The 8,291-nt window shown below is 66.7% G+C and carries 8 protein-coding genes; 7 read left to right on the forward strand and 1 reads right to left on the reverse strand.

All coding sequences use genetic code 11. The annotated features are described in order from the left end of the window. Positions 1-148: 148 nt before the first annotated feature. Positions 149-1,057, reverse strand: coding sequence for a LysR family transcriptional regulator (locus tag Q4F91_RS11995; RefSeq protein WP_303337952.1), 909 nt, complete (start codon positions 1,055-1,057; stop codon positions 149-151). Between the two features lie 124 nt (positions 1,058-1,181). On the opposite strand from Q4F91_RS11995, the gene Q4F91_RS12000 reads away from it, so the two are divergent. The 7 genes from Q4F91_RS12000 to Q4F91_RS12030 form a co-directional block, all read left to right on the forward strand. Then, positions 1,182-2,021, forward strand: coding sequence for an SDR family oxidoreductase (locus tag Q4F91_RS12000; protein ID WP_303337953.1), 840 nt, complete (start codon positions 1,182-1,184; stop codon positions 2,019-2,021). Positions 2,022-2,031: 10 nt separating this feature from the next. Beyond that, positions 2,032-2,787, forward strand: coding sequence for a carboxymuconolactone decarboxylase family protein (locus tag Q4F91_RS12005; protein WP_303337954.1), 756 nt, complete (start codon positions 2,032-2,034; stop codon positions 2,785-2,787). A gap of 675 nt (positions 2,788-3,462) precedes the next feature. Then, positions 3,463-3,747 carry a hypothetical protein gene (locus tag Q4F91_RS12010; protein ID WP_303337955.1) on the forward strand — a complete coding sequence of 95 codons (285 nt, stop codon included), beginning with the start codon at positions 3,463-3,465 and terminating at the stop codon, positions 3,745-3,747. A 524-nt stretch (positions 3,748-4,271) separates the two neighbouring features. Next, the gene (locus Q4F91_RS12015; RefSeq protein WP_303337956.1) at positions 4,272-6,785 is read left to right on the forward strand and encodes a heavy metal translocating P-type ATPase; all 2,514 of its coding nucleotides are present in this window, start codon (positions 4,272-4,274) and stop codon (positions 6,783-6,785) included. Between the two features lie 122 nt (positions 6,786-6,907). Beyond that, a complete protein-coding gene (locus Q4F91_RS12020) occupies positions 6,908-7,462 on the forward strand; it encodes an HMA2 domain-containing protein (RefSeq protein ID WP_303337957.1) in 555 nt (184 codons plus the stop codon). Positions 7,463-7,496: 34 nt separating this feature from the next. Beyond that, complete coding sequence (locus Q4F91_RS12025; protein ID WP_303337958.1) at positions 7,497-7,904, forward strand: hypothetical protein; 408 nt, start codon at positions 7,497-7,499, stop codon at positions 7,902-7,904. Between the two features lie 145 nt (positions 7,905-8,049). Next, on the forward strand, positions 8,050-8,291 hold a 242-nt coding region (locus Q4F91_RS12030), incomplete at its 3' end, for a CYTH domain-containing protein (protein ID WP_303337959.1).

Below are 8,291 nucleotides of genomic sequence, written 5' to 3' on the forward strand. Positions count from 1 at the left end.
GAAGGCTGCCGCGAAGCCCGCCGCCAAGAAGGCCTGATTCAACCTTTCACGATCAGCATGATCCCGAGGCCGGAGAGAAATCTCCGGCCTCTGTCGTCTGCGGCGCCTGGAACCTCACCCGTGCCGGTGTGAAGACGCCCGCCCTGGGTCAGGACTGTCGTTCGCCCATGAGTTCCGCGAGGATGTCCGCGAACTCCTCGATGAAGGGCGTCGTGCGTGCCCTGAGCCAGAACGCGTAGTAGTCGTGCCGCATCCTCCCCGCGTCGTCCATGAGCGGGATGCTGCGCATCACACCGCCCGGCGCGGACGGTACCGCCGCTCCGCCCCGCCCCCGTCTCTCGACCGGCAGAAAACCGCGGTTCCCCGCGACGAGCATCCGCGCCTCGTCGAGCGAGGCCGCGAAGAGGAACGGACAGTCAAAGTTGAGCGTCTCGCGGAAGTACTTCGCCTCCTCTGCGGCGCGCTCCTCCGGAGCGATGAGGATGCAGGGCATCCCCCGGAGCTCTTTCACGCTCACTTCATCGAGCCTCGCCAGGGGCGAGGCCTCGGAGACCTCGATCGAATCCTCGCTCGTGAAGAGCCGTCGGTTGCGGAACTCGGGCGAGAGCGACCGCCTGCGGTTGCTCACGAGCAGATCAAAGCGCCCCGAGAGCACGCCGTCGTAGAGCGCCTCGTGGCTCCCCGGAGCGGCGCTGATCTCCGCCTTCGGGTGCCGGAGCGCGAAAGCCGCGACCGCAGCCCGGATCTCCCAGCCGTCGTAGCGGCTGAGGTAGCCGAGCGAGAGCGCGGCCGGCTCCTCGCCGAAGCTCTTCATCTCGCGCTTCAGCTGACTGACATCGCGCAGTAACCCGTCGGCGCGCCGCGCCAGATGCTCCCCCGCGGGTGTCAGTCGGAACCCCCGTCCCTCGCGCTCGACGAGCGGGACGCCGAACTCCTCCTCAAGGGCTCTCACCTGCTGCGAGACCGCGGACTGCGAGACGCAGCACTCCTCGGCGGCCCGGGAGAAACTCATGAAACGCGCGACGGACGAGAAGTAGCGAAGCTGTCGGAAAAGCATGACAGGCCCCTCCTTATTCATTAGCAAAACAGATCATTACATCAAGAAAACAATATTATTCCTCAGATTCACTAATGCTAACCTCTTCCGCATCACTCAACGCATTCCACCTGAAGGAACAGACATGCAGAACGCAAACACCTGGCTCATCACGGGCGTCTCGAGCGGCTTCGGCCTCTCGATGGCCAGGCAGCTCCTCGCCGCCGGAAAGACAGTGATCGGCACGGTCCGCAGCCCTGCCGCCGCGCAGGCGCTCGTCGACAAGTACCCGGAGACCTTCGACCGCCGCATTCTCGACGTGCGCGACGCCGCGGCGGTTCAGAGAACCGTTGACGAGGCGTTCGCCCGTCACGGCCGCATTGACGTGATCGTGAGCAACGCGGGCTACGGACTCTTCGGCGCGGCCGAGGAACTCACTGACGCCGAGGTGCTTGAGATCACCGAGACCAACCTCCTCGGCTCGATCCGTCTCATCCGCGCGGCGCTCCCGCACCTGCGCGCGCAGAAGGGCGGCCGCGTGATCCAGGTCTCGAGCTACGGCGGCCAGGTCGCCTTCCCCGGGAACTCGATGTACCACGCGACGAAGTGGGGAATCGAAGGGTTCTGCGAATCCGTCGCGCAGGAGGTCGCGCCCTTCGGGATCGGTGTCACGATCGTCGAGCCGGGCGGCGCCCGCACCGACTTCCGCTACCGCAGCGCGCGCGTGGCGAACCTCACGCCGGTCTACGACGGCAACCCCGCGCACGCCTTCCTGAGGATGCTCGATCCCGCGAACGGCCTCGCCCCGGGCGACACGGCGAAGATGGCCGAGCGCATGATCGAGAGCGTCTCGATCGAGCCCGCCCCGATGCGCATGGTGCTCGGGAGCCAGGCCCTCGCCTCGACGATCTCGACCCTTGAGAAGCGCCTCGAGGACTTCAGAGGCATGACGCTCCTCGCCCAGTCCACCGACGTGACCGAGTGAGGAGAGAGCGATGCCCACGCCCTTTGCCACCCGGTATCACGAACGGATGTTCCCGGGCTACGTGTCGGACTTTCCCCGCACCGACCCCGAGTTCATCGAGCGCTTCGACAACTTCGCCTTTGACGACGTCGTCCGGACCGTGAAGCTCGACGAGCCGCGCCGCTTCCGCGTGATCCTCGCGCTGCTGCTCGGCTGCTCCGGCATCGACGAATTCCGTGCGGTCCTCCCCGCGGCGCTCGAGATGGGCGTGACGCCCGTCGAGGTGAAGGAGATCGTCTATCAGGCGGTCGGCTACCTCGGCATCGGCCGGGTTTATCCGTTCCTCAAGGCCGTGAACACGATCCTCGCCGAGCGCGGCGTCGAGCTGCCGCTTGCAGCCCAGAACCGCGGCCCCGCGGAGGAACGCGCCCGCACGGGCGAGGAGACGCTCGTCGGGATCTTCGGCGACTCAATGAAAGGGTTCGCCGGGTCGGGGCCGGCGAAGACCCGGCACATCCGCCGCTGGCTCACCGAGAACTGCTTCGGCGACTGGTGCTCGAGGGGCGGCCTTGACGCGCGGGAGCGCGAGCTCATGACCTTCTGCTTCCTTCTCGCCCAGGGCGGGTGCGAGGCGCAGCTCGAGAGCCACGTCGCCGCGAATCTGCGAGTCGGCAATGACGAGGACACGCTCATCGCCGCGGCCTCCCAGGCCGTGCCCTTCGTCGGTTACCCGCGGGCCCTGAACGGCCTTGCCGTCATCGAGCGCGTCACCTCCCGCGCTGACTGAAACCCCCGCAGCTGACTCTCTCAAGGCGCGGCCCGAGCCCTCTCCTCGCGGCCGCGCCTCTTTTTCCGCCGTCGTCAGAGCCCTCCCCGGGAAAGTCCTGATGCACACCGAATCGCCTCGTAAACGGTGCTTTCCGGGCCTCGGGGGTGTTCCTGTACAAATTTTTACAATTCAAGGACTAGACAAACGGGAACGGTTATCAAATCAATTCCCGTCCTTGCCGGCGGAAAAATTTGCCATATTTCAAAATGATGACAAAACCATGACGACGCGAAATCGAAGCAATTCGCATCACGGCCCGGTTTTGCCCTCCCGGCGCCCCCGATGGATTGCGAATCGTTCCTAATCAAAAAATTTCATATTCATCAAATGCCTTCGGGCAGGGTATGATGCTCGCAAGTCGGAAGGCTGCCAAACAAGAAGCAGCCCGCCGCAGTCGGTTCACTGACCGAAAGCCGCGTTCCGCGCCTCCGGAATCCTTTCCCCATGAGATTCCCCCGGGCGTCGATCCCGTCCAAGTCGGTTATCCCCTTCCCTGGGGACAAAGATCAAGGACGAACGCTTTCCCTGGTTCCCCCGTCAGTGAATACCAACAAGCTGCGCCCACACGACCCCCGGTCCGACTGTTTCACCCATATCTTTTTTGAAGCACCTCTTTATTCGGAGCGGAAAATCATGAACCAGAATGTCAAGTTCGGCCTCTTCTTCCTCGGCGGTCTCGCTGTCGGCGCCCTCGGCGCCATGGCCGTCTCCCGCGGCAAGCTCTCCATCAAGCCCCTCGCCACGGACCTCATCGCCTCCGGCATCGACCTTCGCGACAAGGCCCTCGCCTGCGTTGACGGCGTGAAGGAAGACATCGCCGACGTCGTCGCCGAGGCTCAGGTCAAGAGCCAGGAAAAGAAGGAAGCCCAGGAGAAGAAGGAAGCCGAGTGCGCCGCTGAGGCCGCCCCCGCCGCCTGATCTCCGGCCCCAGGAAAGGAATTTCCCCCGGTATCCGGCCGCGGCGTCGACTGACCTCCAGAAGCCGCCGCGCCGGAGCCGTTTCAGACCTCAAGGGCTCCGATCCCCTCCGAGCCCCCGGTCTGAACCAGATTAGAGAAGGCCTCGCCGTCTTCGACCTCCTCCCGCCTCTGCCGCTCCTCCCCCGGAGCCGGTGAGCGCAGGGTGCGAGGCCGTCCGACCGAGGCCTTTTTACATGCCGGTTACGCCTGAATCATGAGAAGCATTCGCAGAACGGGCCCGCTTGAGGCAGAATGCAATGCGTCACCTCAGGGTAATTCCTTCGACTGACCGGGGACGATCCTGCAGGCGGCCGCTCAAAAGGCCGCCCGGGCGCTCCCTTTTTCCCCACAGAATTTCACAAGGCATCCCTTCCCGGGTTCGCCGTGGTGATTCCCGCTGCCGCCGGCCCGCAGGCCGGCGCACCCCCAGCGGACGAATCCACGGCTCACCCGCAGGAATCGGATGCTCCGAGGCATATCTTCATGCAGTTTGAACTCAAGCATGCCGTAGGCAACCGTGAGCGCTGGAAGACCGCTCAGACGCTCTCCCACGCGAGCGCGGTCATCATCGCCGACGAGATCTCCGCCATCCCCGGCATCACCGGCCTCGTCGTCAATCCCCGCACCGGCAGCGTGACGCTCACCGTGGCGGACGCCGAGACGAAGCTGCGCACGGCCGCCTACTTCCGCAGCCTCGAGAAGAATCCCCCGATCCTCCGTCCGGGCCGCGCGGCGATCGCTGCCGCCGACCGCGAGAAGGCGAAGAATCTCAAGCTTGAGGACCTCTCGTTTGACATCGAGAAGGCCACGCGCGAGCTCCCCCCGGGCATCGTCTCCGGCACGCTCGTCGCCATCGAGCGCGGCTTCACGAACATGCCGGTGCTCAACGCCTTCGGCCGCATCCGCGAGTTCCTCGCGAACCTCTTCCCGGCGCTCTTCCGCATCGGCCGCACCGCCGCCACGGCGAGCCAGGCCGGGCAGGCGCTCGGCGAAGCGGCGCGCACGCGCCGCGAGGGCGAGGCGCCCGCCGTCACGGAGGCCGACGCCGAGCTCGACTTCTCGAGCCTCGCGAGGTACATCTTCCTCAGGCCCCTCTTCCCGATGGTGGTCAACATCGGCAACGCCGTGCTTGACTCCATCCCCTACATCATCGAGGGCGTGAAGAACCTCTTCCGCGGCAAGCTCAATGTCTCCGTGCTCGATGCCTCGGCGATCATCGTCTCGCTGCTGCGCCTTGACTTCGGCACCGTGGGTCTGCTCACGCTCCTTCTGGGCCTCGGCGACATGCTCGAGCGCTACACCCGCAAGAAGTCCCTCGCGTCGCTCGCCGACCAGCTCGCCATCAAGGTCGACCAGGTCTGGGTGCGCACCGAGTCGGGCAAGCTCGCGCAGAAGCAGCTCAATACCCTCACGGCCGAGGACCTCGTCGTGGTCCGCTCGGGCTCCGTGATCCCCGTTGACGGCGTCGTCGTCACCGGTGACGCGTCCGTGAACCAGGCCACGATGACGGGCGAGCCTCTCCCGGTGCACCGCACCACGGGCGGCAGCGTCTTCGCCGGCACCGTCGTCGAGGACGGCGAGATCGACATCCGTCCGACCGCGCTCGGCGATGCCTCGCGTCTCTCGCAGATCGTGAACTTCATCCAGGACTCCGAGGCCGCCAAGGCCGGCATCCAGGGCAAGGCCGAGCGACTCGCCGACGCGATCGTCCCGTACAACTTCCTGCTCGCGGGCATCGTGTTCCTCCTGACGCGCAACCTCACCCGCACCGCGAGCGTGCTGATGGTCGACTACTCGTGCGCCCTGAGGCTCGCGACCCCGCTCGCCATCCTCACCGCGATGAAGACGGGCACCGAGAAGGGCGTCCTCGTGAAGGGCGGCCGCTACCTCGAGGCGCTCTCCGAGGTCGACACAGTCGTCTTCGACAAGACGGGCACGCTCACGCAGGCCTCCCCCGTGCTCTCCGACGTGGTTCCCACGCAGGACAAGTACGACGAGAAGGAGCTGCTGCGTCTCGCGGCCTGCCTCGAGGAGCACTTCCCGCATCCGGTCTCGCGCGCCATCGTCCGCGCGGCTCAGGAGGAAGGCGTCTTCCACGATGACGAGGCCCATGACACCGAAGTGCGCTACATCGTCGCGCACGGCATCTGCTCGTCGGTGGGCGGCCTCAAGTGCGTGCTCGGCAGCCGTCACTTCGTCGGCGACGACGAGGGCATCGACCTCACCGATGCCAAGCCGATCGTCGAGCGCCTCGCCTCCGAGGGCAAGTCGATCCTCTACCTCGCCGTCGGCGGCAGGCTCGCCGGCGTCCTCGGCATCGAGGATCCGGTCCGTCCCGAGGCCGTCGAGGCGATCAAGGCGCTGCGCGCCTGCGGCATCTCCCGCATCCTCATGCTCACGGGCGACGACACCCGCACCGCGGCCCACGTCGCCGAGCGCCTCGGCCTTGACGGCTTCCGCGCCCAGGTGCTGCCGCAGGACAAAGCCCGCCACGTTCTCGAGCTCAAGGCCGAGGGCCGCCGCGTGCTGATGGTGGGCGACGGCATCAACGACTCGCCCGCGCTCTCCGCGGCGCACGTCGGCGCCACGCTCCGCGACGGCACCGACATCGCCCAGGAGGTGGCCGACGTGGTTCTCACGCGCAACGACCTCATGGACCTGCCGACCGCGATCGAACTCGGCCGCGCCACGATGGCCCGCGTGAAGCAGAACTTCGGCGTCTCCGTCTCGCTCAACACCTGCTTCCTCGCGGGCGGCCTCACCGGCATCTTGATGCCGGCGCTCGGCGCGCTGCTCCACAACGCCACGACGATCGGCGTGTGCCTCAATGCCATGCGTCCGACGCTCGGCAACCCGAGGAACTTCGCCGAGGCCGTCGCGCAGATCGAGCAGAGCATGCGCGGCACGTTCTCGCACTTCGCCACGCAGGTGCCCGAGAGCGAGAAGCCGATCGAACTGCCCTTCACCCAGGCGGGCGACGCCGCGCCCCAGGCCTGACAAACTCCGGGCCGGGAGGATGATTCCTCTCCGAAGAGCCGGGACGGCAAGACCCCGCACGTCCCGGCCGGGACTCCCCCGGCACCGGCCGCAACCGAACATCTTTTTATTCAGAGACCAAAATGCTTGATCCCCGCACCTTCGTCCGCTCCGTCACCCGCGGCCGCGCCCGCATCCGCCACGCCGCCCTTGCCGGTCTCTCCGCCGAGGAAGTGAAGCAGCTCACGGACATGCTCCTTGCCTACGAAGGCATCACCTCCGTCTCGATCAACCCGCGCGTGGGTTCCCTGCTCGTCACCTGGGACGAGACGAAGACCAACGCCGAGGCGCTCCTCGAGGCCGCCGCGTTCTTCCTCCCCGAGGAGGAGCCCGCCGCCGAGGAACCCGCCGCCGGCTGCACCTGCTGCGGCGAGGTGAAGAAGGTCGCCGACGGCGCCGTGCGCGCCGCCAAGGGCGCGAGCAACCGCGTCCTCGACCTCCTCGCCCCGGTGGTGGCCCCCGACCAGCAGAAGGGCGGCCGCGTGCGCCGCGTGACGCAGAACCGCATCATGCTTGCGGCCTTCGGCGTCTCGATCGCGACGCTCGCCGTGCGCGGCGTCGCCGCTCACCTCGCCTTCGGCGCCGCCTTCATGGCGCTCCTCGGCATTCACCTCTACCAGCACCGCCGCGTGATCTGATCCCGAAGCGGTCTCTCAAGGACATCCCTGACGCATGCCCTGGCGCAAAATCTCCGAAGGCCTCGCGGCGCTGCTTCTCGGCGCCGCGTCCGTGGCGCTCCTCATCTTCGCCGGAGCGCTCTTCCTCGGTCTCCTCGCGGTGACGCTCATCGCCGCCGCGGGACTCTTCCTCGCGGCTCCCGAGGCCTCGCGCAAGACCATCGAGGTTCTGATCGGCCGCATCGACACGTGGGTCGCGGCCATGAAGGGGATTGTCGAGGAAGCCGGGGCACTGCTCACGGGGCTGCTCGGCGCCAAGGCGCAGCAGGAAACCGCCGCGCCCCAGGGTGAACAGACGCCCGGGGAGAACGCCGCTCCCGCCGCAGAGGAACCCCTTCCTTCAGAGACGCCCTCAGACACCGCTCCTCAGAACGGGGAACAGACGCAGAAGGCGTCGAACTGAAGACCGCTCGCGACAGCATCAAGCCCGCTTCGGACGAATTATTCCGGAGCGGGCTTTTTGCATCCCGCGGCCGCCCCGGGTGAAAATGAAAGCTTCCGGGCGGCCTCCCGCCTCCCGGCGGATCAATCGACGGAGGAAAAGCGGCATGGCGCGTGAGATCGAGAGAAAGTTTCTCGTGAAGGGTGATGAGTGGCGCGCGGGCGCCGAGGGCGTGCGTCTGCGCCAGGGGTATCTCTCAAGCGTCAAGGAACGCACCGTGCGCATCCGCACCGTGGGCGACCGGGCTTACATCACCGTGAAGGGCCTCACCGTCGGGGTCACGCGCACCGAGTACGAGTACGAGATCCCGTTCGACGAGTGCACGGCGATGCTCGACCGCCTCGCCGA

The organism is Sutterella sp. (genome assembly GCF_030539355.1).
Lineage (GTDB): Bacteria > Pseudomonadota > Gammaproteobacteria > Burkholderiales > Burkholderiaceae_F > Sutterella.

Excerpts from the sequence above, each read along its gene's own strand:
- Q4F91_RS11995 (WP_303337952.1), bottom strand. The coding sequence starts at position 1,057 with ATGCTTTTCCGACAGCTTCGCTACTTCTCGTCCGTCGCGCGTTTCATG.
- Q4F91_RS12000 (WP_303337953.1), top strand. The coding sequence starts at position 1,182 with ATGCAGAACGCAAACACCTGGCTCATCACGGGCGTCTCGAGCGGCTTC.
- Q4F91_RS12005 (WP_303337954.1), top strand. The coding sequence starts at position 2,032 with ATGCCCACGCCCTTTGCCACCCGGTATCACGAACGGATGTTCCCGGGC.
- Q4F91_RS12010 (WP_303337955.1), top strand. The coding sequence starts at position 3,463 with ATGAACCAGAATGTCAAGTTCGGCCTCTTCTTCCTCGGCGGTCTCGCT.
- Q4F91_RS12015 (WP_303337956.1), top strand. The coding sequence starts at position 4,272 with ATGCAGTTTGAACTCAAGCATGCCGTAGGCAACCGTGAGCGCTGGAAG.
- Q4F91_RS12020 (WP_303337957.1), top strand. The coding sequence starts at position 6,908 with ATGCTTGATCCCCGCACCTTCGTCCGCTCCGTCACCCGCGGCCGCGCC.
- Q4F91_RS12025 (WP_303337958.1), top strand. The coding sequence starts at position 7,497 with ATGCCCTGGCGCAAAATCTCCGAAGGCCTCGCGGCGCTGCTTCTCGGC.